This is a genomic window from Pseudomonas asturiensis, from assembly GCF_900143095.1.
Lineage (GTDB): Bacteria > Pseudomonadota > Gammaproteobacteria > Pseudomonadales > Pseudomonadaceae > Aquipseudomonas > Aquipseudomonas asturiensis.
The window spans coordinates 211,150-238,007 of sequence record NZ_FRDA01000006.1 but is presented as its reverse complement, the minus strand read 5'-3'; the positions used below and the strand labels follow the sequence as shown (position 1 = coordinate 238,007).

At 61.5% G+C, this 26,858-nt stretch carries 25 protein-coding genes and 1 riboswitch; of the genes, 14 read left to right on the top strand and 11 right to left on the bottom strand.

The features are described 5' to 3' along the window. The first annotated feature begins 31 nt into the window (after window positions 1–31). The 9 genes from mdcA to madM all read left to right on the top strand — a co-directional run bounded on the left by mdcA (window position 32) and on the right by madM (window position 7,353). Entirely contained in the window at window positions 32–1,708 is a 1,677-nt protein-coding gene (mdcA, locus tag BUB69_RS13355; protein WP_073167351.1) for a malonate decarboxylase subunit alpha, read from the top strand. After that, the gene (locus BUB69_RS13350) at window positions 1,708–2,595 is read left to right on the top strand and encodes a triphosphoribosyl-dephospho-CoA synthase (protein WP_073167347.1); all 888 of its coding nucleotides are present in this window, start codon (window positions 1,708–1,710) and stop codon (window positions 2,593–2,595) included. Before mdcA ends, BUB69_RS13350 begins: the two co-directional genes overlap by 1 nt. Window position 2,596: 1 nt before the next feature. After that, window positions 2,597–2,896 (top strand): malonate decarboxylase subunit delta, encoded by a 300-nt coding sequence (locus BUB69_RS13345; protein WP_073167344.1) that lies wholly within the window; start codon window positions 2,597–2,599, stop codon window positions 2,894–2,896. Beyond that, window positions 2,889–3,740, top strand: a complete 852-nt coding sequence (locus BUB69_RS13340) for a biotin-independent malonate decarboxylase subunit beta (protein ID WP_073167340.1) — start codon at window positions 2,889–2,891, stop codon at window positions 3,738–3,740. Before BUB69_RS13345 ends, BUB69_RS13340 begins: the two co-directional genes overlap by 8 nt. Next, the gene (gene mdcE, locus BUB69_RS13335; RefSeq protein ID WP_073167336.1) at window positions 3,737–4,537 is read left to right on the top strand and encodes a biotin-independent malonate decarboxylase subunit gamma; all 801 of its coding nucleotides are present in this window, start codon (window positions 3,737–3,739) and stop codon (window positions 4,535–4,537) included. Before BUB69_RS13340 ends, mdcE begins: the two co-directional genes overlap by 4 nt. 5 nt (window positions 4,538–4,542) lie before the next feature. Then, on the top strand, window positions 4,543–5,169 hold the full coding sequence (locus BUB69_RS13330; RefSeq protein ID WP_425439367.1) for a malonate decarboxylase holo-ACP synthase: 627 nt from the start codon (window positions 4,543–4,545) through the stop codon (window positions 5,167–5,169). Next, complete coding sequence (mdcH, locus tag BUB69_RS13325; protein ID WP_073167329.1) at window positions 5,166–6,101, top strand: malonate decarboxylase subunit epsilon; 936 nt, start codon at window positions 5,166–5,168, stop codon at window positions 6,099–6,101. Before BUB69_RS13330 ends, mdcH begins: the two co-directional genes overlap by 4 nt. Window positions 6,102–6,170: 69 nt before the next feature. After that, entirely contained in the window at window positions 6,171–6,587 is a 417-nt protein-coding gene (gene madL / locus BUB69_RS13320) for a malonate transporter subunit MadL (protein ID WP_073167328.1), read from the top strand. Between the two features lies 1 nt (window position 6,588). Further along, on the top strand, window positions 6,589–7,353 hold the full coding sequence (madM, locus tag BUB69_RS13315) for a malonate transporter subunit MadM (RefSeq protein WP_073167325.1): 765 nt from the start codon (window positions 6,589–6,591) through the stop codon (window positions 7,351–7,353). Window positions 7,354–7,393: 40 nt separating this feature from the next. Here madM and BUB69_RS13310 read toward each other — a convergent pair whose 3' ends face one another. Further along, window positions 7,394–8,320: a LysR family transcriptional regulator gene (locus BUB69_RS13310; RefSeq protein ID WP_073167322.1), complete on the bottom strand. Its 927-nt coding sequence runs from the start codon at window positions 8,318–8,320 to the stop codon at window positions 7,394–7,396. A 154-nt stretch (window positions 8,321–8,474) separates the two neighbouring features. Here BUB69_RS13310 and trhA point away from each other — a divergent pair, with 154 nt between their 5' ends. Further along, complete coding sequence (trhA, locus tag BUB69_RS13305; RefSeq protein ID WP_073167319.1) at window positions 8,475–9,089, top strand: PAQR family membrane homeostasis protein TrhA; 615 nt, start codon at window positions 8,475–8,477, stop codon at window positions 9,087–9,089. Window positions 9,090–9,323: 234 nt separating this feature from the next. Here trhA and BUB69_RS13300 read toward each other — a convergent pair whose 3' ends face one another. Beyond that, window positions 9,324–10,043 (bottom strand): 16S rRNA (uracil(1498)-N(3))-methyltransferase, encoded by a 720-nt coding sequence (locus BUB69_RS13300; RefSeq protein ID WP_073167317.1) that lies wholly within the window; start codon window positions 10,041–10,043, stop codon window positions 9,324–9,326. Window positions 10,044–10,174: 131 nt separating this feature from the next. Next, complete coding sequence (locus BUB69_RS13295; protein ID WP_024689049.1) at window positions 10,175–11,581, bottom strand: adenosylmethionine--8-amino-7-oxononanoate transaminase; 1,407 nt, start codon at window positions 11,579–11,581, stop codon at window positions 10,175–10,177. A gap of 210 nt (window positions 11,582–11,791) precedes the next feature. Here BUB69_RS13295 and BUB69_RS13290 point away from each other — a divergent pair, with 210 nt between their 5' ends. The 3 genes from BUB69_RS13290 (at window position 11,792) to BUB69_RS13275 (ending at window position 15,137) form a co-directional block, all read left to right on the top strand. After that, the gene (locus BUB69_RS13290; RefSeq protein ID WP_073167312.1) at window positions 11,792–13,651 is read left to right on the top strand and encodes an FAD-dependent oxidoreductase; all 1,860 of its coding nucleotides are present in this window, start codon (window positions 11,792–11,794) and stop codon (window positions 13,649–13,651) included. Window positions 13,652–13,982: 331 nt separating this feature from the next. Beyond that, window positions 13,983–14,531, top strand: coding sequence for a cytochrome b (locus tag BUB69_RS13280; protein ID WP_073167309.1), 549 nt, complete (start codon window positions 13,983–13,985; stop codon window positions 14,529–14,531). A gap of 27 nt (window positions 14,532–14,558) precedes the next feature. Then, the gene (locus BUB69_RS13275; protein WP_024689052.1) at window positions 14,559–15,137 is read left to right on the top strand and encodes a YceI family protein; all 579 of its coding nucleotides are present in this window, start codon (window positions 14,559–14,561) and stop codon (window positions 15,135–15,137) included. A gap of 391 nt (window positions 15,138–15,528) precedes the next feature. Here BUB69_RS13275 and rhlE2 read toward each other — a convergent pair whose 3' ends face one another. The 3 genes from rhlE2 to ahcY all read right to left on the bottom strand — a co-directional run bounded on the left by rhlE2 (window position 15,529) and on the right by ahcY (window position 20,188). Then, window positions 15,529–17,427, bottom strand: coding sequence for an RNA helicase RhlE2 (gene rhlE2, locus BUB69_RS13270; RefSeq protein ID WP_073167305.1), 1,899 nt, complete (start codon window positions 17,425–17,427; stop codon window positions 15,529–15,531). 311 nt (window positions 17,428–17,738) lie between these two features. Continuing rightward, window positions 17,739–18,599 (bottom strand): methylenetetrahydrofolate reductase [NAD(P)H], encoded by an 861-nt coding sequence (metF, locus tag BUB69_RS13265; RefSeq protein WP_275669754.1) that lies wholly within the window; start codon window positions 18,597–18,599, stop codon window positions 17,739–17,741. Between the two features lie 179 nt (window positions 18,600–18,778). Beyond that, a complete protein-coding gene (gene ahcY, locus BUB69_RS13260) occupies window positions 18,779–20,188 on the bottom strand; it encodes an adenosylhomocysteinase (RefSeq protein ID WP_057410516.1) in 1,410 nt (469 codons plus the stop codon). A 23-nt stretch (window positions 20,189–20,211) separates the two neighbouring features. Next, window positions 20,212–20,321: riboswitch (S-adenosyl-L-homocysteine riboswitch) on the bottom strand. 277 nt (window positions 20,322–20,598) lie between these two features. Here ahcY and BUB69_RS13255 point away from each other — a divergent pair. Then, the gene (locus BUB69_RS13255; protein ID WP_004880288.1) at window positions 20,599–20,994 is read left to right on the top strand and encodes an acyl-CoA thioesterase; all 396 of its coding nucleotides are present in this window, start codon (window positions 20,599–20,601) and stop codon (window positions 20,992–20,994) included. A gap of 266 nt (window positions 20,995–21,260) precedes the next feature. On the opposite strand, the gene otnI is transcribed toward BUB69_RS13255, so the two are convergent. The 5 genes from otnI to ltnD form a co-directional block, all read right to left on the bottom strand. After that, window positions 21,261–22,043 (bottom strand): 2-oxo-tetronate isomerase, encoded by a 783-nt coding sequence (gene otnI, locus BUB69_RS13250; RefSeq protein WP_073167298.1) that lies wholly within the window; start codon window positions 22,041–22,043, stop codon window positions 21,261–21,263. Window positions 22,044–22,065: 22 nt separating this feature from the next. After that, entirely contained in the window at window positions 22,066–23,523 is a 1,458-nt protein-coding gene (locus BUB69_RS13245; RefSeq protein WP_073167294.1) for a GntT/GntP/DsdX family permease, read from the bottom strand. Window positions 23,524–23,682: 159 nt separating this feature from the next. Further along, window positions 23,683–24,321 carry a 3-oxo-tetronate 4-phosphate decarboxylase gene (gene otnC, locus BUB69_RS13240; RefSeq protein ID WP_073167291.1) on the bottom strand — a complete coding sequence of 213 codons (639 nt, stop codon included), beginning with the start codon at window positions 24,319–24,321 and terminating at the stop codon, window positions 23,683–23,685. Next, the gene (otnK, locus tag BUB69_RS13235; RefSeq protein WP_073167288.1) at window positions 24,321–25,610 is read right to left on the bottom strand and encodes a 3-oxo-tetronate kinase; all 1,290 of its coding nucleotides are present in this window, start codon (window positions 25,608–25,610) and stop codon (window positions 24,321–24,323) included. The genes otnC and otnK overlap by 1 nt, the downstream gene beginning before the upstream one ends. Before the next feature lie 10 nt (window positions 25,611–25,620). Then, a complete protein-coding gene (gene ltnD, locus BUB69_RS13230) occupies window positions 25,621–26,526 on the bottom strand; it encodes an L-threonate dehydrogenase (RefSeq protein WP_024685313.1) in 906 nt (301 codons plus the stop codon). Window positions 26,527–26,858 lie beyond the last annotated feature (332 nt).

Sequence of the window (26,858 nt, the reverse complement as noted above, 5' to 3'; positions counted from 1 at the left end):
TGAGCCACGACAGCGAAATCGTGGAGCGATCATGACAACAACAACTTCCCCCGACGCGCGCTGGACGCGTCGCCGCACCGAGAAACAGCGGCGACTCGAACAGGTGCGGGCCCTGGCTGACGGCGTGGTGCTGCCGACCGACAAAATCGTCGCGGCGCTGGAGGCCTTGCTGGTGTCCGGTGATCGTGTGGTGCTTGAGGGCAATAACCAGAAACAGGCGGACTTTCTGTCCCGAGCGCTGGCCAGGGTCGATCCGGCCAGAATCCATGACCTGCACATGATCATGCCCAGCGTCGGACGCGCCGAGCACCTGGACCTGTTCGAGCAGGGCATTGCCCGCAAGCTGGATTTCTCCTTCGCCGGCACCCAAAGCCTGCGCATCAGTCAGTTGCTGGAAGACGGCCTGCTGGAAATCGGCGCGATTCACACCTACATCGAGTTGTACTCGCGGTTGGTGGTCGACCTGATCCCCAATGTAGTGCTGGCCGCCGGTTTCATGGCCGACAAGGCCGGCAACATCTACACCGGCCCGAGCACCGAAGACACTCCCGCGCTGATCGAGCCCGCTGCGTTCAGCGATGGCATCGTCATCGTGCAGGTCAATCAACTGGTCGAAGACGTCAGCGAACTGCCGCGTGTAGACATTCCGGCCTCGTGGGTCGATTTCGTGGTCGTCGCCGACAAGCCGTTTTACATCGAACCGTTGTTCACCCGCGACCCGCGCCACATCAAACCGGTGCATGTGCTGATGGCGATGATGGCCATTCGCGGTATCTATGAGAAACATAACGTTCAGTCGTTGAACCACGGCATCGGCTTCAACACCGCCGCCATCGAGCTGATTCTGCCGACCTACGGCGAGTCGCTGGGTCTCAAAGGCAAGATCTGTCGCAACTGGACGCTCAACCCGCACCCGACGTTGATCCCGGCCATCGAAAGCGGTTGGGTCGAAAGCGTGCATTGTTTCGGCACCGAACTGGGCATGGAAAACTACATCGCCGCGCGGCCTGACGTGTTCTTCACCGGGCGCGACGGTTCGTTGCGCTCCAACCGGCAACTGTGCCAATTGGCCGGACAGTACGCGGTGGACCTGTTCATCGGCGCGACCTTGCAGGTCGATGGCGACGGGCATTCCTCGACCGTTACCCGTGGACGTCTGGCAGGTTTCGGCGGTGCGCCGAACATGGGCCACGACCCGCGAGGCCGTCGTCACGCGACGCCCGCCTGGCTCGACATGCGCCAGCAGACCGATGACGGCCCGGCCGCTTACCTGGAGCGCGGCAAGAAGCTGGTGGTGCAGATGGTCGAGACCTTCCAGGAAGGCGGCAAACCGACCTTCGTCGAAACCCTCGATGCTGTGGAGGTGGCCCGCAAAAGCGGCATGCCGCTGGCCCCGATCATGATCTACGGCGATGACGTGACTCACCTGTTGACCGAAGAGGGCATCGCCTATCTCTACAAGGCCCGCAGCCTGGAAGAGCGCCAGGCGATGATCGCCGCCGTGGCGGGCGTGACCGCTATCGGCTTGCGTCACAACCCGAAAGACACCGCCCGCATGCGTCGGGAAGGCCTGATTGCCTTGCCGGAAGACCTCGGCATCCGCCGCACTGACGCCAGCCGTGAATTGCTGGCGGCGAAAAGCATCGCCGATCTGGTCGAGTGGTCCGGTGGCCTCTACAACCCGCCTGCCAAATTCAGGAGTTGGTGATGAGTGCACTTCAACTGACACCGCAACCCGTTTCGCTGGCCGAGCATCTGGCCGATCTGGCTGTCGATGCGCTGATGGATGAAGCCAATCTTTCGCCCAAACCCGCGCTGGTGGACCGACGCGGCAACGGCGCGCACACCGATTTGCATCTGGGATTGATGCACGCCTCAGCCCTGTCGCTGTGGCCAACCTTCAAGCTGATGGCCGAGGCTGCTGCGCAGTTCAAGACCATCGGCCAGCCACTGCGTGAAGAGTTGGGGCGTCTGGGGCGCGAAGGTGAAGCCGCGATGTTGCAGACCACGGGCGGTGTGAACACGCATCGTGGCGCAATCTGGGCCTTGGGTCTGCTGGTGACTGCCGTGGCGCTGGATGCCAGTGACTGTAAAGCCGCGGCTGTTTGCGAACGTGCCGCCCGACTGGCGCTGATCGAGGATCGTCAGGTGGTCGCCAGCAACAGCCACGGCAGCGTGGTTTCTCAGCGCTATGGCGCGATGGGCGCTCGCGAACAGGCGCAACTGGGTTTTCCTGCGGTGATGAACGTCGCGCTGCCGCAATTGCAGCGCAGCCGTGCTGCGGGCAGTGGCGAGCAGAACGCGCGTCTGGATGCATTGCTGGCAATCATGACCACCCTGGCCGATACCTGCGTGCTGTACCGCGCCGGGCTTGAGGGGTTGCAGGCCATGCAGCAGGGCGCGCAACGGGTGCTGGACGCAGGCGGTAGCGCCAGTCTGGCAGGTCGGCGCACACTGCATGACCTTGACCAGCAATTGCTGGCCCTTAACGCCTCGCCCGGCGGCGCAGCAGACCTGCTGGCGGCCTGCCTGTTTGTCGAGGGCCTTGAGCCTGCGCTCGGCCACGTACACCGCCTTGCACCGAGGAGTGCCTGATATGGAAACCCTGTCTTTTGAATTCCCCGCCGGACAGCCGCCCAAAGGCCGTGCGCTGGTGGGCTGCGTTGGCTCCGGCGATCTGGAAGTGCTGCTGGAGCCCGGACAGCCGGGCAAGCTGACGATTGAGGTCGTGACCTCGGTCAACGGCGCTTCGCTGCGCTGGAAACACCTGTTCGAGCGCATGTTCGAGGGCCAGACGCCTCCTGCGTTGAGCATCGATATTCACGACTTCGGCGCCACGCCGGGCGTGGTGCGCCTGCGCATGGAGCAGGGCTTCGAGGAGATCGGCCATGACTGATACCGCCCGCTTGCTGAGTCAGCACAGTTTCATCGAACTCGGCGCTCGTCAGCGCGCCCGCGCCTTGCTGGATGCAGGCAGTTTTCGCGAACTGATCGGCCCGTTCGACCGTGTGATGTCGCCTTGGCTAGCGCGCCAGGGTGTGGTGCCACAGGCCGACGATGGCGTTGTAGTCGCCAAGGGCACGGTCGATGGCCTGCCCGTGGTGATTGCAGCCATCGAAGGTGCTTTTCAGGGCGGCAGCATGGGCGAAGTCGGTGGCGCGAAAATGGCCAGCGCACTTGAACTGGCCGCCGAGGACAACCGCAACGGCATCCCGACTGCCGCCATCGTGCTGCTGGAAACCGGCGGTGTGCGTTTGCAGGAAGCCAATCTGGGCCTGGCTGCGATTGCCGAGATTCATGCGGCGATGGTCGATCTGCGGCAATACCAGCCGGTGATCGGTGTCGTGGCAGGCAGTGTCGGCTGTTTTGGCGGCATGTCCATCGCCGCCGGTCTGTGCAGTTATCTATTGGTCACGCAGGAAGCACGACTGGGTCTGAACGGCCCGCAGGTGATCGAGCAAGAGGCGGGCATCGAAGAGTACGACTCTCGCGACCGGCCGTTCATCTGGAGCCTGACCGGTGGCGAGCAGCGCTTTGCCAGCAACCTGGTGGACGGTTTTGCCGCTGACGACGTGGCTGTCATCAGACAGCAGGTCAGTGACTGGCTCAAGCAGGGTGTGCCTGCGCAGCATCGCAGCGCACAACACGCGCTGTTTCTGGAGCGACTGGCGAATCTCGACACCGAGTTGCAGATCGATCCGCAAACCGTGCGCACTCTCTTTCAAGGAGCCCGGTCATGAGTACTCAACAACGGGGTTTGAACTGGTTCAACGCACTGAGCGCAGGCGCCACGCCGGTCGCCGGCCTGCCGGCTTCGCTCAGGGTGGCCGACGGTACGCTGGGTGAGCAAAGCGTGCGTTTTGTGGCGGTGGTGGCCGACGCGCAAAACCGTTTTCCCCGGGCGCGTCAGGGCGAGGTCGGTCTGCTCGAAGGCTGGGGCCTGGCCTGGGCGGTGGATGAGGCTATCGAGCTGGATCGTGCGCGTCCCGAGAAGCGCGCGTTGATCGCCATCGTCGATGTGCCGAGCCAGGCCTATGGTCGCCGAGAGGAAGCGCTGGGCATTCACCAGGCACTGGCCGGCGCCGTGGACAGCTACGCCCGGGCGCGGCTGGCGGGCCACCCGGTGATCAGCCTGCTGGTTGGCAAGGCGATGTCAGGGGCGTTCCTGGCCCATGGTTATCAGGCCAACCGACTGATTGCCCTGCGCGATCCGGGCGTGATGGTGCACGCAATGGGCAAGGCTTCGGCGGCTCGTGTCACGTTGCGCAGCGTCGAGGAGCTGGAAAAGCTCGCCGCGACGATTGCGCCGATGGCGTACGACATCGATAGCTACGCAAGTCTGGGGTTGCTGTGGGAGACCCTGTCGGTCAGCCAGATCGAACAGCCAGGCGCGGACGATCTCGCCCAGGTGCATCATGTGCTGAGCAGCGCAATCAAGGATGTGCACGCCAGCGGTACTGACTTGAGCAGTCGTCTGGGCGCCAGCAATCGTGCGGCGTCGGCCCATGTGCGCCAGCTGATGCGGACGCAGTGGTGAGCGAGCTGTCTTCCGCCGTGCTGCCCCACGACCTGTTGTGGGGCATGCCGCTGTCCGCGTTGCCAGACGATGCGCCCGACTGGGCTGTCGAGGCTGTGCTCGCCAGTCGGCCAGTGGTGGTGCGGCGTCAGGTCGTGGCAGCGGGGCAGGTCGCAGTCGGTCTGCGTGGCCGTACCCGTGAACAGCGTTATGCCGCGATCATGGCCTGCGCGGATATCCATCGCCGGGTAAGTCCCGAGCACCTGGTGGATGCCCGTGTTGATTGCCTGCGGGACTGGCCTGCACTCAGGGCCTTGCGGCAGGTGCGTCCGATCATGGATTCATTGGGCTTGAGCTGGGGCGTTGGTGGCAGCGCCGGATTCGAGCTGGCCAGCGGTTTCAGTGCGCTGCATCAGCACAGCGACCTGGATTTGATCCTGCGCACGCCCCGGTTTGTGGACCGGCGCTGGGCTGCTGAACTGGTTGAAGCGCTGGAAACATCGGTCTGCCGGATTGACGTCCAGATGCAGCTTGAGCAGGGTGCCGTTGCGCTGCGCGAGTGGGCACGGCCAGCCGGTCGGGTTTTGCTCAAGAGTGCCAGTGGTGCCCGATTGGTGACCGACCCCTGGCCACTGGCCGAGGTGTGCGCATGAGCAGCCTGTGGGTGTTCCCCGGTCAGGGCGCGCAACAGGCGGGCATGCTGCATCAATTGCCCGACGATCACACCGTGCGCGACTGCCTGCAACACGCGTGCGTGGCGCTGGATGAAGACGTCATGGCACTGGACACCGCTCAGGCGCTGCAATCCACGCGTGCCGTTCAATTGTGCCTGCTGATCGCAGGCGTGGCCTGTGCCCGGCTGTTGCAGGCACGTGACTGCCAACCGGATTACGTGGCCGGACTGTCCATCGGTGCTTATCCGGCCGCCGTGATCGCGGGCGCGCTGGCATTCGAAGATGCGGTTCGGCTGGTGGCGTTGCGCGGCGAGCTGATGCAGCGCGCCTACCCCGAAGGCTACGGGATGACAGCGGTCATGGGGCTGGACCAGTCGCAGGTCGAAGCGATGGTCGCTCAGGTTCACAAGGCTGAAACACCGGTCTTTCTCGCCAATATCAATGCCGATAACCAGCTCGTCATGGCGGGCAGCGCCGAGGCGATGCGTCAGGTCGCTCTGCTTGCCAAGGCCGCAGGTGCGGCGGCCATCAAGCGTCTGGCGGTCAGCGTGCCGTCGCACTGCTCATTGCTCGAAGCGCCCGCGCGAACGCTGGCCGAGGCTTTCTCCAGGGTCGATCTCAGGAAGCCGAACATTCGTTACCTGAGCGGCAGCACGGCGCGGCCGGTCATGGACATTGAAAAGCTGCGTGATGACCTGGCGTTCAACATGTGCCGGGTTGTCGACTGGCGCAGCACCGTTGAGACCGCCTACGAGCGAGGCGTACGTCTGCAGATCGAATTGCCGCCTGGTGCCGTGCTGACCGGGCTGGCGCGCCGGGTGTTCGAACAGGGAACGGCAGTGGCCTTTCAGGCTGCGCGTCTGGACAGTCTGGTCGCGCTATCGCGAGAGGAGGGCTCCCGCACCCTATAGAGACGCCGTGCAGCTGCTACGAAGGACAAAAACAACAACTTCAGCAATGCAAACAGAGGAATAACAACAATGATTATTTACGGTGTGGCTCTACTCGCTATTTGCACCCTGGCCGGGGTCATTCTCGGCGATATGCTGGGCGTGCTGCTGGGCGTGAAATCCAATGTCGGCGGAGTGGGTATCGCCATGATCCTGCTGATCTGCGCTCGCCTGTGGATGCAAAAGCACGGCGGCATGACCAAGGACTGCGAGATGGGTGTCGGCTTCTGGGGTGCGTTGTACATCCCGGTCGTGGTCGCCATGGCCGCGCAGCAAAATGTCGTGACGGCCCTCAAGGGCGGCCCGGTCGCGGTGCTCGCGGCCGTCGGTTCGGTGGTGTTGTGCGCCTGTACCATTGCGTTGATCAGCCGTACCAACCGGGGCGAACCGCTGCCCAGGGAAGAGTCGCTGCTGACCCCCGATGTCACCCCGGCAGGAGGTCGCTGATATGTGGGATCTCATCGAAAAAGGACTTGAGCACAACGGCCTGATCACGGCGTTCGCGTTCGTCGGCGTCATCATGTGGGTATCGGTGGTGTTGTCGAAACGCCTGACGTTTGGCCGTGTGCACGGCTCGGCCATTGCTATCGTCATCGGCCTGATTCTCGCGTGGGTCGGCGGCACGCTGACGGGCGGCCAGAAAGGGTTGGCCGACATGGCTTTGTTTTCCGGAATCGGCCTGATGGGCGGTGCGATGCTACGCGATTTCGCCATCGTGGCGACCGCCTTCGAAGTGCAGGCCACCGAAGCGCGCAAGGCCGGGATGATCGGTGCGGTGGCCCTGCTGCTGGGCACCATTCTGCCGTTCATCGTGGGGGCGAGCATTGCCTGGGTCTTCGGCTATCGCGATGCAATCAGCATGACCACCATTGGCGCAGGCGCTGTGACCTATATCGTTGGGCCGGTGACTGGCGCGGCCCTGGGCGCCACGTCTGACGTCATGGCCCTGTCTATTGCCACCGGCCTGATCAAGGCGATTCTGGTGATGGTCGGTACGCCAATGGCGGCACGCTGGATGGGGCTGGACAATCCGCGCTCGGCGATGGTTTTCGGCGGTCTGGCCGGGACCGTCAGCGGCGTGACGGCCGGGCTTGCCGCAACCGACCGGCGTCTGGTGCCCTATGGCGCGTTGACCGCCACTTTCCATACAGGACTGGGCTGCCTGCTAGGGCCTTCGTTGCTGTATTTCATCGTGCGCGGCATCGTCGGCTAAGCGCTGGTTCGGGGCCTCTCCGTTTTTTTGCACGGGAGGCTCAGGTTGTCTGTTCGATCAGCCGATTGGCATACATCCGGCATTCTGCTACCAGTGCCAGCAGGTTGGGGTCGCGCTCCTTGGACTTGAGAAACACCATGCCGATGTGTTGCTGCATCCGGTAGCGCTGTTGCAGCGGGATCAGCCGCACACGGTTTTCATAGACAGCCGCGATGCGCCCCGGCAGCAGCGCATAGCCGACGCCAGAGCTGACCATGCTCAGCAGCGTGAAGATGTCGTTGACCTGCATCGCCACCGTGGGCTCGAAACCTGCCTGTTCGAATACCCGGATGCCGTCGCGGTGGGTCGCGAAGCCTTGGGTCAGGGTGATGAACGTCGCTTCGCGCAGGTCGCTCAGGTCCACTTCGTTGTGTTCGGCGAATGGCGAATCGGTGGGCACGGCCAGAAAGATATCGTCCGAAAACAGTGCCAGGTGCTCGCAGTCCGGGTCGTTGGTGCTTTCGTCCAGCGACACCAGCATCGCGTCCACCTCCATGTTCTTGAGCTTGTAGAGCAGGTCGATGTTGGAGCCCAGAATCAGGTCGATGTTCAGCTCGCTGCGGCGGATCTTCAAGCCCATGATCAACTGTGGCACGGTCTTGACCGTCAGCGAATACAAGGCCCCGAGCCGAAATCGCGCTGCCGAGAAGCCCGCAGCCTGACGCGTCAGTTCCACCGTAGTGATCACGTCCTGAATCAGCTTTTGCGCACGCTCCTCCAGGATATAAGCACTCTCCAGGGGCGTCAGGTTGCGGCCTTCGTGCTTGAACAGCGGGCAGCGCAGGGCGCTTTCCAGCGAGTGAATGGCGCGATGCACGCTGACGTTGCTGGTCTGCAACTCTGCCGCGGCACGTGCCAGATTGCCGGTGCGCATGAAGGCCAGGAAGATTTCCAGTTTTTTGAGCGTGAGTTCGTCATCGATCTGCATGGTGTGGCGCTTTTTATTGATGTGGCTGGATTGTGCACAACTAAAGCGAGGCTGGCTGCCTGAAATATCTGTCACAGACAGATACGTTGCACTTTGTTTCAATAACCGGGAGCCTCTGCAATCAGCGTTTTGGGCAAAACAAGGTAATACGTGGATGTACTACGGAGAGAAATTCAACGCATGGTCTCATCTCGTTGGCGCCGTTCTGGCAGCCGTCGGGGCGATCTGGCTGCTGGTCATGGCGAGCCTGCATGGCGATGTCTGGAAGGTCGTCAGCATGGCTATCTATGGCGTCTGTCTGGTTACCCTGTACAGCGTCTCGACGGTTTATCACAGTGTGAAAGGGCGCTCGAAGTCCATCATGCAGAAGGTCGATCATTTTTCGATCTACCTGATGATCGCCGGCAGCTACACACCGTTCTGCCTCGTCACGTTGCGCGGGGCGTGGGGCTGGAGCCTGTTCGGGATCGTCTGGGGTCTGGCGCTGATCGGTATCCTGCAGGAAATCAAGCCGCGCTCGGAAGCGCGCATTCTTTCCATCGTGATCTATGCCGTGATGGGCTGGATCGTACTGGTCGCGATCAAACCCCTGCTGGCGGCACTCGGCGTCGCGGGCTTCATCTGGCTCGCGGGCGGAGGCGTGCTGTACACCGTCGGCATCCTCTTCTTCGCCTACGACCACATCCGCCACTGGCACGGCATCTGGCACCTGTTCGTGATCGGCGGCAGTCTGATGCACTTTGTGGCGATTTGTTTTTATGTGCTTTGAGGGGGCCGGATCACCACTCCGGAGTGTGCCGGGAAACGTTGCGACACACGGCACTCAGCGGACTGCTGCATTCGCGGACAAGTCCGCTCCCACGAAATCAGGTTTCTTCAGTGGGTTACGGGTTGCTTGATAGGGGGCGGTTTGCCGGCGATGAGCGATGACACGATTTACCTGACATACCGCGTCATCGTCCATCGCGGGCAAGCCCCCTCCCACAAGGACTCTGCGTCATACCTAAAAATCCCCCCACAACTGCTGCGCCACGCTCAGCGCCACGACGGGGGCGGTTTCAGTGCGCAGTACGCGCGGACCGAGGCGCGCGGCGTGGAAACCGGCAGTTTGGGCTTGTTCGACTTCGGCGTCATTCAGGCCGCCTTCCGGGCCGATCAGAAACGCCAGGCTTGCGGGTTTTTCATGGCTGGTCAGAGGTTCGGCAACCGGGTGCAGGACCAGCTTCAGATCGGCTTCGGTCTGTTTCAACCAGTCGGCCAGCGGCATGGGCGGGTGGATCACTGGAACCACTGAACGGCCGCACTGTTCGCAGGCGCTGACCGCGATCTGCTGCCAGTGCGCCTGACGCTTTTCAGCGCGTTCATCCTTGAGGCGCACTTCGCAGCGTTCGCTGACGATCGGGGTGATTTCACTCACGCCCAGTTCGGTGGCTTTCTGGATAGCCCAGTCCATCCGCTCGCCCCGCGACAGGCCCTGACCCAGATGAATGCGCAGCCCTGACTCGACCTGACCGGCAAAGCATTCGTCCAGTTGCACGCGCACGCGCTTCTTGCCGACCTCCAGCAAGGTGCCGCGAAACTCGCTGCCGGACCCGTCGAACAGCTGCAAGGCATCGCCTTCGGTCATGCGCAGTACGCGGCTGATGTAATGCGCCTGGGCTTCGGGCAATTCGTGCTCGCCCAGGCTCAGCGGCGTGTCAGTGAAAAAGCGGGACAGTCTCATGGCGTGTCTCTGTAGGCGTACTGATGTGTTTGTCTTGAGAAAGCCTTCGCGGACAAGTCCGCTCCCACTTTGGGCTGCATACTGCGTGGGAGCGGACTTGTCCGCGAAGGTGTCGGTCGGTGTTCAGCGAATCACCCCGGATCCCTGAAGTCCGGATGAAAGTTTTCCCGCACCGCTACGTTGATGCTGCTGCGCGTGGCGATGTCGATGCCTTCGGTGGCCACCTCGGCCAGAAAGTCGATCTGTTCCGGCGTGATCACGTAAGGCGGCAGGAAGTAAACCACGCTGCCCAGCGGCCTCAGCAGTGCACCGCGTTCCAGGGCGTGCTGGAACACTTTCATGCCCCGGCGCTCCTGCCACGGGTAGGCGGTCTTGCTGGCTTTGTCCTGGACCATCTCGATGGCAATCGCCATGCCGGTCTGGCGTACTTCCGCGACGTGCGGATGGTCCACCAGATGCGCCGTGGCACTTGCCATGCGTTGCGCGAGCGCCTTGTTGTTCTCGATCACGTTGTCCTGCTCGAAGATGTCCAGCGTCGCCAGCGCCGCAGCGCAGGCCAGCGGGTTGCCCGTGTAGCTGTGCGAGTGCAGAAAGGCGCGCAGGGTCGGGTAATCGTCATAGAACGCGTCGTAGACATCGTCGGTTGTCAGGCAGGCCGCCAGTGGCAGATAGCCGCCTGTCAGGGCCTTGGACAGACACAGGAAGTCAGGACGAATACCCGCCTGTTCACACGCGAACATCGTGCCGGTACGGCCGAAACCCACGGCGATTTCATCGTGGATCAGGTGTACGCCATAACGGTCGCAGGCTTCGCGCAGCAGTTTCAGATAAATCGGGTGATACATGCGCATGCCGCCCGCGCCCTGAATCAGCGGCTCGACGATCACGGCCGCAACGCTGGCATGGTGCTCTGCCAGCGTCTGCTCCATGGCCGCGAACAGGTTGCGCGAGTGTTCTTCCCAGCTCATGCCGTCGGGGCGGTGGTAGCAGTCAGGGCTTGGCACCTTGATGGTGTCCAGCAGCAGCGCCTTGTAGGTTTCGGTGAACAGCGGCACGTCGCCGACCGACATCGCGGCCATGGTTTCGCCGTGGTAGCTGTTAGTCAGCGTCACGAAACGCTTCTTTTCCGGCTGGCCCCGATTTAGCCAGTAGTGAAAGCTCATTTTCAACGCGACTTCGATGCAGGACGAACCATTATCGGCGTAGAAGCAGCGTGTCAGCCCTTCAGGTGTGAGCTTGACCAGGCGCTCCGACAGCTCAATCACCGGCTGGTGACTGAAACCGGCCAGAATTACGTGCTCCAGCTGATCAACCTGATCCTTGATGCGCTGATTGATACGCGGGTTGGCGTGTCCGAACACATTGACCCACCAGGAACTGACGGCGTCCAGATAGCGCTTGCCTTCGAAGTCTTCCAGCCACACCCCTTCACCACGCTTGATCGGAATCAGCGGCAGGTTTTCGTGGTCTTTCATCTGGGTGCAGGGGTGCCACAAGACCTTGAGGTCACGCTGCATCCACTGGTCATTCAGGCCCATGTGCAATCTCCGGGTAGCGACTCGCTTGAGGCGAGGACGAACAATCGCGCAAGCCTATGCAATGCCCGGCTATGCCACAACCTTTGATGCAGTTTTAAAGGGCGATGGACATTGCTGGCGGCTATCTGATGGCTCGCGTATCCTGCCTCGCTATTCGATGTTCCGGGCCGACTTGCCCAACCTTCCCCTTGTTTTTTCGGAGTTCACGGAATGCTTTCTGGGTGGCTGCGCGCGTGTGCGCTGATAGTGACAGGGCTGGTCAGCGTTTCGACGCTCGCCGATGACAAACAACGAACCGCGATTGTCGTCGGCGGCGGCATGGCTGGCCTGACAGCGGCCTATGAGCTGCAAGTCAAAGGCTGGCAGGTCACGCTGCTCGAAGCCAGGCCGAGTCTGGGCGGACGCTCGGGGCTGGCCACCAGTGAGTGGATCGGCAATACCAAGGCGCAGCCGGTACTCAACCGCTACCTGGACACCTTCAAACTGGCCACCGTGCCTGCCCCCGAGTTTGTGCGCACGCCCAGCTACCTGATCGATGGTGTGTACTTCACCCAGGCGGATCTGGCAGCCAAACAGCCGGCTACTGCCGAAGCCATCAAGCGTTACAACGATACGCTGGACAACCTGGCGCGGTCGATTGACGACCCGCAGAACCCGGCGTCCAACAGCACCCTGTTCGCGCTGGACCAGATCAACGTCGCCAACTGGCTGGATCGCCTGAACCTGCCGACCACGGCGCGTCAGTTGATCAACCAGCAGATTCGTACGCGTTACGACGAGCCTTCGCGCCTGTCGTTGCTGTATTTCGCTCAGCAGTCCAGCGTCTATCGCTCCGTGGACGAGCGTGACCTGCGGGCCTCGCGCCTGCCCGGTGGCAGCACCGTGCTGGCTCAGGCGTTCGTCAAACAGCTGAAAACCATCAAGACCAACTCGCCTGTATCGGCCGTCATTCAGGACAAGGACCACGTCACGGTCAAGGCCGGTGCTGCGAGCTACACCGCTGATTACGTCGTCCTGGCAGTGCCCTTGCGTTCGCTGAGCAAGATTCAGATGACCCCGGCGCTGGATGCCCAGCACATGGGCGCGGTCAAGAGCACCAATTACGGCTGGCGCGACCAGATCATGCTCAAGTTCAAGACGCCGGTCTGGGACAGCAAGGCGCGCATGTCGGGTGAAGTGTTCAGTAACACGGGCCTTGGCATGCTGTGGATCGAGCCTGCGCTCAAGGGCGGCGCCAATGTGGTGATCAACCTGTCCGGCGACAACGCTCGCATCATGCAGGCCTTTGGCGACAAGCAACTGGTCGATCAGGTGCTGATCCGTCTGCATGCGTTCTACCCTGAGGCACGCGGTGCCTACACCGGTTACGAAATCCGTCGCTACAGCGTCGACCCGTCGACGGGCGGTTCGTATCTGGCGTTCGGTCCTGGCCAGATCAGCAAGTACTGGCGTCTGTGGGAACGGCCGATCCAGCGTGTCGCGTTTGCGGGTGAGCACACCGACACCTTGTACCCCGGCACGCTGGAAGGCGCGCTGCGCAGTGGTCAGCGTGCAGCCAGTCAGGTGCAGGATCTAGCGGCAGGCAAGTCATTCGAGCCGGTCAAGGTCGTTCCACCGAAGGCACCAGCGCCAGCGCCGCAGAAGTCGGAAGGCAACTTCTTCAGCAACCTGTTTGGCGGTTCATCCGATAAGCCGGCTGAGCCTGCCAAGCCGCAGGCCGACAAGCCGGGTTTCTTCTCGCGGATGTTCGGCGGCTCCGACACACCGGAGCAAGCCCCGGCACCCGCCGAGAAAGCCCCTGAACCTGCTCCTGCTCCAGTGCCTGCTCCGGTCGCACCCGTCGTCGCCCCTGTGGTTACGCCGCCGGTTAAAGCCGAACCCGTCAAGAAGCCTGCCACCAAGGCTGAACCGGCGAAGAAGACGCCGCACAAAGAGCCTGCCAAGAAAGAACCGGCCAAGAAAGAGCCGGTGAAAAAGGAGCCAGCGAAGAAGGCTCCGGCCAAGGCCGATGACACCAAAAAGCCTGCAGCCAAGGCCACTGATACAGCGCCTGCAGACGTCAAGAACTGACGGGCAACCGCTGAACGCAAGGGGCACGGTGCGAACCGTGCCCCTTTTTTTATGCGCGGCGAATTCGTTCTCTCTGTTGGGCATGCAGTGAAATGAGTTCGCGGGGTGCAATGCTGCCGTTCATCGGCATCGAACGGCCGATGGTCATTGCAAAGTGTTACAGCGCTGAATTTATCGGGATGCTGCTGCTGCGAAGGCGATGAAAGGTCAGGCATGAGGAAAACTTCAGCCGCCGATTGATCATGTTCTTCGATGCATCGAAGCGAAATTTTGCGCTTTCATTCGATAGATAAAACGCTAGTCTGGTAACACTTCTGACAAGGTATTGGCAATGCAGTTAGGTAACTCATCCTCTCGCTACGGTCTGGTCAGCATGGTGCTGCACTGGGGTGTAGCCGTTGTAGTGTTTGGTTTGTTCGCACTGGGGCTCTGGATGGTCGGGCTGGATTACTACGATACCTGGCGTAAAGCCGGGCCTGATCTGCACAAGAGCATTGGCATCACCCTGTTCGCAATCATGCTCGTTCGTGTGGTCTGGCGTTTGCTCAGTCCGCCTCCGCCGCCGTTGTCGAGCTACAGCCGCATGACGCGCATCGGCGCTGCGTTTGGCCATCTGTTTCTGTACGTTGCGCTGTTTGCCGTGATGTTTGCCGGTTACCTGATCTCCACCGCCGATGGCGTAGGAATTCCGGTATTCGGCCTGTTCGAAATACCTGCCCTGGTTTCGGGTCTGCCGGAGCAGGCAGAAACCGCTGGCTGGATTCACCTGTATCTGGCCTGGACCATCGTGATTTTCGCGGGACTCCATGGCCTGGCTGCACTGAAACATCACTTCATCGATCGCGATGTGACCCTTAAACGCATGTTGGGTCGACATTGATTGTTCAACCAAAACGGGAATAAAAGCATGTTGAAGAAGTCTCTCGCCGCTCTGGCTCTGGGTACCGCACTGTTGTCTGCCGGCCAGGCAATGGCTGCCGACTACGTTATCGACAAGGAAGGTCAGCACGCTTTCGTTGACTTCAAGATCAGCCACCTGGGCTACAGCTTCATCCACGGTACCTTCAAGGACTGGGACGGTACGTTCAGCTTCGATGCTGCCAAGCCTGAAGCCAGCAAGATCGCGGTCGAGCTGAAGACTGCCAGCCTGTTCACCAACCATGCCGAGCGTGACAAGCACATCCTGAGCAAGGACTTCCTGGACGCCGGCAAATTCCCGGAAGCCAAGTTCGTCTCCACCAGCGTCAAATCCACCGGTGCCAAGACGGCTGACGTGACCGGCGACCTGACCCTGCACGGCGTGACCAAGCCAATCGTGATCAAAGCCACGTTCAACGGCGAAGGCAAGGATCCATGGGGCGGCTACCGTGCCGGCTTCAACGGTACTTCGACGCTTAACCTGAACGACTTCGGCATCAAAGGCCCAGGTCCGACGTCGCAGACGCTGGATCTGGACATCACCTTCGAAGGCGTACAGAAGAAGTAAGTGTTCACCTGAACGAAAAAACGCCGACCCTTGGGTCGGCGTTTTTGTGTGTTCGTTTACTGGCTCATCGTTCCCGCGCGATGTGCCTGCCTGCTCAGCGTTATACACAAGCGTCTCTGGATAAATGCAGACTCTGTGGGAGGCGGCTTGCCGGCGATGCGTTTTTTCAGTCGACTCTGCAGCGACTGGCCTGACGCCATCGCCGGCAAGCCGCCTCCCACTTGGTGTGTATGCCGTCAGCCACCATTGTGGGTGATCGCTCCCATTCCGTGGGCTGCCTCTCTGGACGCCTTTGGTGTGACGTGGCACCGATGGGCACGGTCGGCGAGCAGCAACCGGCACACACAAAAACGCCCCGGCAAGCCAGGGCGTTTTGTTTACTGCTCGGCGATCAGCTGTCGCGATTGCGGGTCAGCAGGGCCGGTTTTTCGCCGCGTGGGCGGGCAGGCAACTGATCCAGCTGCTCTGCCGACGGGAAGCGGTCGATCTTTGACTCTTTGTGCACGATCTTCGGCTGTGGCTGACCATCGCGCTGGCTGCGCACGACCGGCTCCTGCGGCTCGCGAGGTGCACGGTCGTCACGAGGCGCTGACGGACGACGGTTGCGCGGAGCCTGACCATCGCGTGAGCGGGGTGCGGAACCTGCACCTGCGCCGTTACGCTTTGGTGCGCCGGTGCCGGAAGCCGTACGAGCGCCGCCACCGGTACGACCCGGATTGGCAGGACGTGCTGCGCCGCCGGCTGCCGGAGCTGCCGCGCCAGGTGCTGCCGCTGGACGACGACCGCGATTCTGGCCTTTGCCCTGATAGGGGCTGACGTAGTCGGCGCGGTTGCCGAAGTTATCCACTTCGTCATCCAGGAACTCGTCAGGCGCACGGTCCGATTGCGGGCGCGGTGCAGCGGCTTGTGAAGCGCGCTGTTCGCCGCGAGGCGTGCCTTCACGAGGTTTTTTTTCGCGTGGTTGACGGGCAGGGCGTTCGCCACTGGCTGCAGATGCGGCCGGTTTTTCCTTGCCCTTATCCTTTCCCTTGTCGCGACGACCGCCGTTGTTCTTGTCGCCATCACCACGGGCCGGACGTGCGCCACGGGCGTTGCGAACGTCAGGACGCTCACGCACTTCAGGCTTTTCAGCCTCGACTGCAGTGATGTCGAAGCCCATCAGATCGCCGTCCGGGATCTTCTGCTTGGTCATGCGCTCGATGCTTTTGAGCAGCTTCTCTTCGTCCGGTGCGACCAGCGAGATCGCCTCGCCCGAACGACCGGCACGGCCGGTACGACCGATACGGTGAACGTAGTCTTCATCGACGTTCGGCAGTTCGAAGTTGACCACGTGCGGCAACTGATCGATATCCAGGCCGCGTGCGGCGATATCGGTGGCAACCATGATGCGGACGTCGCCAGCCTTGAAGTCGGCCAGGGCCTTGGTGCGCGCGTTCTGGCTCTTGTTGCCGTGAATCGCAACGGCAGCAAGGCCGTGCTTGTCCAGGTACTCGGCCAGGCGGTTGGCGCCGTGCTTGGTACGGGTGAACACCAGCACTTGTTCCCAGGCGCCGACGGTGATCAGGTGCGCCAGCAGTGAACGCTTGTGGTTGGCTGCAAGGCGGAACACACGTTGCTCGATACGCTCGACCGTGGTGTTCGGCGGCGTAACCTCGATGCGCTCCGGGTTGTGCAGCAGCTTGCCGGCCAACGCTGTGATGTCGTTGGAAAAGGTGGCCGAGAACAACAGGTTCTGGCGCTTGGCAGGCAAACGGGCCAAGACCTTCTTCACGTCGTGGACGAAGCCCATGTCGAGCATCCGGTCTGCTTCATCGAGCACCAGAATTTCAACATGGGACAGGTCGACGCTGCCTTGGCCAGCCAGGTCGAGCAGGCGGCCAGGGCAGGCTACCAGCACGTCCACACCACGGGACATGGCCTGAACCTGCGGGTTCATGCCGACGCCGCCGAAGATGCAGGCGCTGACGAACTTCAGGTCGCGGGCATAGATCTTGAAGCTCTCATGCACCTGTGCGGCCAGTTCGCGGGTCGGGGTCAGGACCAGCACGCGGGGTTGGCGCGGGCCGTGACGTTGGGATTTGTCCGGAACACCATTGGGAAACAGCCGCTCCAGGATAGGGAGGGCGAAACCGCCGGTTTTACCAGTACCTGTCTGTGCCGCAACCATCAGGTCGCGACCTTGCAACACGGCGGGAATGGCCCGCTGTTGCACCGGAGTAGGCTGGGTGTAGCCCGCTGCCTCGATGGCGCGGACTAAAGCCTCGGAGAGACCGAGGGAAGCAAAGGACATGAGTAATCCTGTTCTGTTGGAGCTTAAGCTCAAGGGATGTCTTGCCTGGCGTGAATGGCGTGTAAAGACAACGCGATCCCGTCCGGTCCTGCGGGGTCTTCAGCCTTCTCCTGACGCCTGCACTGGATGAAAAACGTGCTGTTGGCGTGAGCGAGGTGGCGTTTGCAAGACCGAGCGTCCGGGCGTAAGCCTGGCGGGAAGGCTGGAGTATAACAGAGCGAACGCAATACGCCGCGTTCCTGCTGCCCAACGGTGTATTGCGCCGCGATCTCCCGGAAATTATCAGGGAAATCGCGGTATTGCAGCGGTTGTCAGCGTGGCAGTTTGAGGTTGTTCCAGACTGCCAGGCTCGGGTCCGCCTGATTCAGGGTGTAGAAGTGCAGGCCAGGCGCGCCGCCTTGCAGCAGGCGTTCGCACATTTCGGTAATGACGTCTTCGCCGAATGCCTGAATGCTTTGCACGTCATCGCCGTACGCTTCCAGCTGTTTGCGGATCCAGCGTGGAATTTCCGCACCGCAGGCATCGGAGAAACGCGCCAGTTTGCTGTAGTTGGTGATCGGCATGATGCCCGGCACGATCGGAATGTTCACGCCCAGCTTCTGCACGCGCTCGACAAAGTAGAAATAGCTGTCGGCGTTGAAGAAGTATTGGGTGATCGCACTGTCGGCACCGGCGTTGGCCTTGTTGACGAAATGCTTGAGGTCGTCTTCGAAGTTGCGCGCCTGAGGGTGCATTTCCGGGTAAGCGGCGACTTCGATGTGGAAGTGGCTGCCTGTCTCTTCACGAATGAAGCTGACCAGGTCATTGGCGTGACGCAGCTCACCGCTGGCCATGCCCATGCCCGAAGGCAGGTCGCCACGCAGCGCAACGATGCGCTTGATACCGGCGTCCTTGTACTGACTCAGCAGGGCGCGCAGGTCGGCCTTGCTGTCACCCACACACGACAGGTGCGGTGCGGCCGGTACTTTGACTTCGTTTTCCAGCTGCAGCACGGTATTGAGCGTGCGGTCGCGGGTCGAACCACCGGCACCGTAGGTGCAGGAGAAAAAATCCGGGTTGTAACTTGCCAGCTGACGAGCAACGTTCAGCAGCTTTTCATGTCCAGCGTCGGTCTTGGTCGGGAAGAACTCGAAGCTGTAGCGACGTTCTTGGCTCATGGAGGCCGATCTCATCTTGAAGCGAACGGGAGGTCGCAGAGTGTGGAAGCGGACTTGTCCGCGAAAAGCTCGTATAGGCGTCAAGGAGCAGCCGGTTCAACGAATCTCTTCGCGGACAAGTCCGCTCCTACAAGTCATTGATTGCTGTGAGCGTGCGGAGCGTCGGAAACGCCGCGCACACTCACAGCGATCAATCAGTAGCGGTAAGCGTGTGGCTTGAACGGACCTTCGACGGTCACGCCGATGTAGTCGGCCTGGGTCTTGGTCAGTTTGGTCACGACGCCGCCGAAACCGCGGACCATTTCCAGGGCCACTTCCTCGTCGAGTTTCTTCGGCAGCACTTCAACGGTCAGGCGCTCGGCTTTCTGGGCTGGCGACAGGTTGGCGTACTTCTGCTCGAACAGGAAGATCTGCGCCAGAACCTGGTTGGCAAACGAACCATCCATGATGCGGCTAGGGTGGCCAGTGGCGTTGCCCAGGTTAACCAGACGGCCTTCGGCCAGCAGGATCAGGTAGTCATCGTTCTGGGCGTCGAATGCGCCAGCGCCAGTACGGTGGATCTTGTGAACCTGAGGCTTCACTTCTTCCCATGCCCAGTTCTTGCGCATGAAAGCGGTGTCGATTTCGTTGTCGAAGTGGCCGATGTTGCAGACCACGGCACGCTTCTTCAGGGCTTTGAGCATGTTGGCATCACAGACGTTGACGTTACCGGTAGTGGTGACGATCAGGTCGATCTTGCCCAGCAGCGCCTTGTCGATGCTTGCTTCGGTGCCGTCGTTTTCGCCGTCGATGAACGGGGAAACCAGTTCGAAACCGTCCATGCACGCCTGCATTGCGCAGATCGGATCAACTTCGGTCACTTTGACGATCATGCCTTCCTGACGCAGGGACTGGGCTGAACCCTTGCCCACGTCACCGTAGCCGATCACCAGCGCCTGCTTGCCGGACAGCAAGTGGTCGGTGCCGCGCTTGATGGCGTCGTTCAGGCTGTGACGGCAGCCGTACTTGTTGTCGTTCTTGCTCTTGGTCACCGAGTCGTTGACGTTGATGGCCGGGATTTTCAGCTCGCCCTTGGCCAGCATGTCCAGCAGGCGGTGAACGCCCGTGGTGGTTTCTTCGGTAACGCCGTGGATCTTGTCCAGCATCGCCGGGTATTTCTTGTGGATGATCTCGGTCAGGTCGCCGCCGTCGTCGAGGATCATGTTGGCGTCCCATGGCTGACCGTCCTTGAGGATGGTCTGCTCGATGCACCACTCGTACTCTTCTTCCGTTTCGCCTTTCCAGGCGAACACAGGGATGCCGGCAGCGGCGATGGCAGCGGCGGCCTGGTCCTGAGTGGAGAAAATGTTGCAGGACGACCAGCGTACTTCGGCACCCAGGGCAACCAGGGTTTCGATCAGTACGGCAGTCTGAATGGTCATGTGGATGCAGCCGAGGATTTTCGCGCCTTTCAACGGCTGCTCACCGGCATACTTGCGGCGCAGACCCATCAGGGCTGGCATTTCGGATTCGGCGATGATGGTTTCGCGGCGGCCCCAGGCAGCCAGGGAAATGTCGGCAACCTTGAAATCGTTAAATTCTGCGGGCGTGATTACAGCACTCATAGAGAGTCTCCATTCCATAAATATGCGAATGGGCGCCGTTGTGCGTTTAAGGCTTGCCGACTGAGAAACGATCGGTCAAACAACGCCCCATCCGAGCCTGACAGGGAAACCTGCTGCAGCGCCCCTCGGACAGGTGGCGGGAGCGGCATCAGCGTGGATGGCCGCTTGAAACGGTTGGCAGTATAGCCGCGCTGGCGATTCTTCCCAAGGCTTTCTGTCGGTTTGCGAGCGTCTGGCTCGGCGTCTGCCGGAATATTCTTGGCCCACAGCAGCTTACGATGCCTGATTGTTTGTGCCGGTCGTGGTGCGTCAATCGTGTCGATACACAGTCACAATGGGTCCAGGCATGGGCGTGGGCGTCCCGCTCTGCCATCATGCGGTTCTCTTATCGAAGACGCTCAGGAGTGAACATGAATTTCCACACCCGCAAGTGGGTCAAGCCTGAAGACCTGAATCCCAACGGCACCCTGTTCGGCGGCAGCCTGTTGCGCTGGATCGATGAAGAAGCGGCCATCTACGCCATTGTCCAGTTGGGCAATCAGCGTGTGGTCACCAAGTACATTTCCGAGATCAACTTCGTCAGTGCCTCGCGGCAGGGCGACATCATCGAGCTGGGCATCACCGCCACCGAGTTTGGTCGTACCTCGATCACACTGATGTGCCAGGTCCGCAACAAGATCACCCGCAAGAGCATCCTGACCGTTGAAAAGATGGTGTTCGTCAACCTGGGCGAAGACGGTCAGCCTGCGCCGCATGGCCGTACAGAGATTCGTTACATCAAGGATCAGTTCGACGCGCCCGAGTGACCCGCCTCAACTGGCAGGAGTGCACGTGCAGAATTGAAAACCGGTTTCAACCAGTGGGAGCGGACCGGGCGGCGCTCCGCTTGTCCGCGAAGGAGCAGTGCATTCAGCCGAAGTGTTGCGCCTGAAAGTCAGTCTTCGTGGACACGTCCACGCCTACAAATTGAAAGCCGGTCCGCTCCCGGAAAATCACGTTTCGTAAGTGACAGGTTGTTGGATAAGAGGCGGCGTTTCATTGAGCTTGAGAAAGCGCCGCCTTACCTTTCAGATCACTTCCCTTGCAACTGCCGCAGCCACGCCAGCCCTTCGCTGGTGTCGCCTTTCGGGCGGTACTCGCAGCCGATCCAGCCTGTGTAACCCAGCTGGTCGATGACGTTGAACAGGTGTTCGTAGTTCAGCTCGCCCAGGTCCGGCTCGTTGCGATCCGGCACGCCAGCGATCTGGATATGGCCGATCCCGGCGAAGTCACGACGCAGTTTGCTGGTCAGGTCGCCTTCGACGATCTGGCAGTGATAGCAATCGAACTGCACCTTGAGGTTATCGGCACCCACCTGCTTACAGATGGCCTGCGCCTGATCCTGGCGATTGAGGAAGAAGCCCGGCATATCGCGGGTGTTGATCGGCTCGATCAGGATCGTGACGCCAGCGCCCCTGGCCTGTTCCGCCGCGAATGCCAGGTTTTCCAGATAGACCGCCTGATGACGCTCACGCAGGTCTTCGCTGGGCAGCAGACCTGCCATCACGTGAATCCGATCATTGCCTAGCACCTGCGCGTATTCCAGCGCACGTTCGATGCCGCTGCGAAACTCCGCTTCACGACCCGGCAGGGTGGCGATGCCTCGTTCGCACGCATCCCAGTCACCCGGTGGCGCATTGAACAGCGCCTGCACCAGGCCGTTGTCGTCCAGGCGCTGCTTGAGCTCCTGCGCGGTCCAGGCGTAAGGAAACAGGTACTCGACCGCGCCGAAACCATCGGCGGCGGCTGCGGCAAAGCGCTCAAGGAAATCATGCTGCGGGTACAGCATGCTGAGGTTGGCGGCAAAACGAGGCATGTTAACTCCAGTCTTCAAAAGGTCAGACGAATGGCCAAAGCAGCAGGGTAATCACGAAGCCCAGTGTGCCCAGCAGCGTGACCAGTACGGTCCAGGTGCGCAAGCCGTCGGCGACGTTCAGGCCTGCCAGCTTGGTGAACATCCAGTAACCGGCGTCGTTGATGTGCGACATGGCCAGACCGCCACCGCCCATGGCCAGACACAGCAGGGCCAGGTGGTTGGCGCTCAGGTCCAGCGTCGCGATCAGCGGGCTGAGAATCCCGGCGGTAGTCACCAGTGCAACCGTGGTCGAACCTTGTACTGCACGCAGCAGCAGGGTCAGCAGGAAGCCCAGCGCCAGTACCGGCAGGCCGGTATTGCGCAGTGCTTCGGAGACAACCGCGCCGATACCGGTATCGACCAGCACCTTGCCGAATACGCCACCGGCACCGGCGATCAGAATCACCATCGCCACACCCGGCAGCGCCGAACCGATCACGTCGGACACTTGCGTGCGGCTCCAGCCACGACGCGAGCCCAGCAGCCAGGCGCACAGCAGGGTATCGATCAACAACGCCACCAGCGGCGCGCCGAGTACGGTCAGGACGGCACGCAGCGTGGACGTGGCAGGCAGCATGGTCGTCGCCAGCGTGCCCAGGAGGATCAGCACGATTGGCAGCAGAATCAACGCGATGATCAGACCGAAGCCCGGCGCAGGCGCAGGCGGCAGCTTGCTCGCCAGGCTGCTGGCGCTTTCCTCGGCACCCAGGGTGCGGGTTTCAGTGGCTTCACGCACGTTTGAATAATCGTTGCGCGCCCAGGCTTCCAGGTCTTCGTTGGTGACATGCGGGCCGTAGACTTCGGCGCGGATATCGTCGGTCATCGGGTAGGTCTTGCGTGTCATGCGACCGGCCACGAAATAACCAATCACACACAGCACGGCCACGATCGGAATGCCCAGCATCAGCACGCGACCCAGGTCTGCGCCCAACTGACTGGCCGCTGCAACAGCGCCCGGATGCGGCGGCAGAAAGGCGTGTACCGCCAGCAACGCTGCACACATCGGCAGGGCGAAGATCATCAGCGGCTTGCGCGCGGCACGGGCTACGCCGTAGGCCAGCGGCATGAGGATGATCACGCCGACTTCGAAGAACACCGGAATGCCGACCATGAAGCCCGCCACTGTCAGCGCCAGCGGCGTGCGCTTGTTGCCGAAGCGGTTGATGAGGGTCTTGGCCAGCGCTTCGGCGCCACCGGAGAGTTCGATGATGCGCCCGATCATCGCGCCCAGGGCGATGATGATCGCAATGTGGCCGAGGGTCTTGCCCATGCCGCCTTCAATGGTGGCAACCAGGTCGGCAGGTTTGACGCCCGCGACCAGCGCCACAATGATGCTGACCAGCATCAGCGCGACAAAGGGCTGAAATTTGTATTTAAGGACCAGAAACAACAACAGTGCGATGCCCGCACCGGCCACGACCATCAACATGAGTGGCGTCATGCTTGCGCGCTCCCATCAAGGCCGACGAAGGGTGACAGCGAGCAAATCCGAACAGCGGGGGTGGGGTAAGTCATGCTCTCGATTCCTGTTGTTATTGTTTTCCGGCCATGCCGGGTTTGGCCTGGAGGCGCAATACGCCCCCTGATCAATTCGTTTTGGTTACCACTTGGCGCCGAACACCTGCCGCAGTTCTTCCAGAGCCTCAGGCTCCAGCGGTGCAGGTTTTGGGTGGGTCATCAGCCACAGACGGGCCGTTTCTTCAAGTTCTTCCAGGGCGTAGCACGCCTTGGCTACCGAGCTTTCCCAGACCACCGGGCCCAAACGCTCAAGCATCACACCGCGCACGCTATTGGCCAGTTGTGCGACCTGCTCGGCCACTTTCGGCGAGCCCGGACGCTCGTAAGCGATCAGCGGGATGTGCCCGACTTTCATGACCTGATAGGGCGTCAGTGGCGGCAGAATGTCGTCTTCACGCCACACGCCCGCCAGGGTCAGCGCCACCAGGTGCGTGGAATGGGTGTGCACCACGCCGCCGACGTGCGGGTTGCGGTCGTAGACTTCGCGATGCAGCGCCAGGGTCTTGGACGGCTTGCTGCCGGATACCCATTCGCCCGCCAGGTTGACCTTGGCGATATCGGCCGGGTCCATGCGACCCAGGCAGGCATCGGTCGGCGTGATCAGCCAGCCGTCATCAAGGCGCGCGCTGATGTTGCCCGCGCTGCCGACCGTATAGCCACGGCCGTAGAGCAGCCTGCCGACATCACAGATTTCCTGACGCAGTGCGTTCTCGTCGATCATCAGGCTTCCCCCCCCAGTTGCTTGAGGGCCTTGGCGAAGAAATCGCGGGCGCCGAAGTTGCCGGACTTGAGGGCCAGCGCCAGCGGTTGAGCGCCGTTGCTGAACGTGGCCGGAACCCCCGGATCAATCTGTGCGCCGATCTGCAGCAGTTGCACGCCCAGCGCCTGAACCACTGCCCCGGACGTTTCGCCGCCTGCGACCACGAAGCGTCGCACGCCTGTGTCGAGCAGGCCTTTGGCGATCTGGCCCAGCGCTTCCTCGACCATTGCGCCGGAGCGCTCCACGCCCAGCTCTTTCTGCACGGCTTTGACTTCATCCGGTGTGCTGGTCGCGTAGATCAGCACGGTTTGCCCGGCATCTCTGGCGAACGCCAGTGCCTGCTCGACCACGGGTTTGCCCGCAGCCAGGTCCAGCGGATTGATGCGCAGGGCAGGGCGATTGCCTTCCAGCCAGGCCGCAACCTGACCGTTGGTGGCGACCGACGCGCTGCCTGCCAGCACCACTTCACCGCCGCCGACGTCAATGTGTCTGGCTGCTTCTATATCGCGCAGTTTGCCTGCCTTGCGGAAGTTGCCCGGCAAGCCCAGCGCCAGGCCAGAGCCGCCCGTCAACAGCGGCAGGTCGGCGCAGGCTTCTCCTAGCACATACAGGTCGGCATCGGACAACGCATCGGCAATCGCCATGCTCACGCCTTCGGCGCGCAGTTCGGCAATCTTGCTGCGCACGGTTTCCACGCCTTTGGCGACGCTGTCGTAACGCAGCAGGCCGACTTTGTGGGTGGTCTGCGCTTGCAGGACGCGCACCAGATTGGCGTCGGTCATCGGCGTCAGCGGGTGATTCTGCATGCCCGATTCGCTGAGCAACTGGTCTTGAACAAACAGATGGCCACGGAAAATCGTGCGGCCGTTTTCCGGGAATGCCGGGCACGCCAGGGTGAAGTCGCTGCCCAGTTGTTCCAGCAATGCTTCGCTGACCTGGCCGATATTGCCTGCGGCGGTGGAGTCGAAGGTCGAGCAGTATTTGAAGAAAATCTGTTCACAGCCGCGTTCGCGCAGCCATTCCAGCGCGGCCAGCGACTCGGCGACCGCGTCGGCTGAAGGCGTGGTGCGCGACTTCAGGGCGATGACAATGGCGTCGGCATCCAGACCGGCTGCCATTTCGGCGCTCGGGATACCGATGCTCTGCACGGTGCGCATACCGCCGCGCACCAGCATGTTGGCCAGGTCAGTCGCGCCGGTGAAGTCATCGGCAATGCAGCCCAGCAGCGGGCGAGCGTCAGTCAGGCTCATCAACGGCTCCTCAGGCTTTATCGGTCTTGGCTTTCGGCAGTTCGATGCCCGGGAAAATCTTGATCACCGCGGAGTCATCCTCGCGACCGAAACCGGCGCTGGAGGCCTGCATGAACATCTGGTGCGCGGTGGCCGAAAGCGGCAGCGGGAATTTGCTGCTGCGGGCGGTATCCAGCACCAGACCCAGGTCCTTGACGAAAATGTCCACAGCCGACAGGGGCGTGTAATCGGCGTTGAGGATGTGCGGCACGCGGTTTTCGAACATCCACGAGTTGCCGGCGCTGTTGGTGATCACTTCGTACAGAGCGTCGGCATCGACACCTTCACGCAGACCCAGCGCCATGGCTTCGGCGCTTGCGGCAATGTGCACGCCCGCCAGCAATTGGTTGATGATTTTCACTTTCGAGCCCAGACCGTGGACGTCGCCCAGGCGATAGACCTTGCCGGCCATGCCGTTGAGGATCGCTTCTGCCTTGGCGTACGACTCGGCCGGGCCTGAGGTCATCATGGTCATCTGGCCGGAAGCGGCCTTGGCTGCGCCGCCGGAGATCGGGGCGTCGAGGTACAACAGGTTCTGTGCGGCCAGACGCTCGCCCAGCTCGACAGCGAAGGTCGGCGCGACGGTGGCGCAGCCGATCACCAGACTGCCAGGGCGCAGCGCGGCGATTGCACCGTTCTCGCCGAACAGCACGGTTTCGGTCTGCTCGGCGTTGACCACGACCGTGACGATCACGTCACAGGCAGCCGCCATGGCAGCCGGGGATTCACATGCAACACCACCTTCCTGAGCGAACGCCTCGGTCACGCTGGTGCGCACATCGCACGCATGCACATTGAAGCCGCTGCGCAGCAATGAACGGGCAATGCCCAGACCCATCGCACCCAAGCCGATAACGCCAACATTCTTAGTGTTCATGCAGTAATCCTCAAAGTCAGTGTCCGCGCCTGTGCTGCCAGCGGGTGGACGTTATTGTTCTGATCTGTGAACCGGATAGTGGATCAATGAGTAAATAATGTGAAGTATTTTTATTTTTCACATAAGTTAACATCGATAGGGTTTTTCGATCAGGCACGGGGAAAGACGGCCGATTTGTGATACGACAGACGGCAGATTAGCCCGCGAAGGGGCCGGTATATTCAGTTGAAGGGTTGCGGCTGGAAGTCAGCCTTCGTGAGCAAGCTCACTCCCACAAGTTGAAAACCGGTTTCAGCCAGTGGGGGCGTACTTGTCCGCGAAGGGGCCGGTGT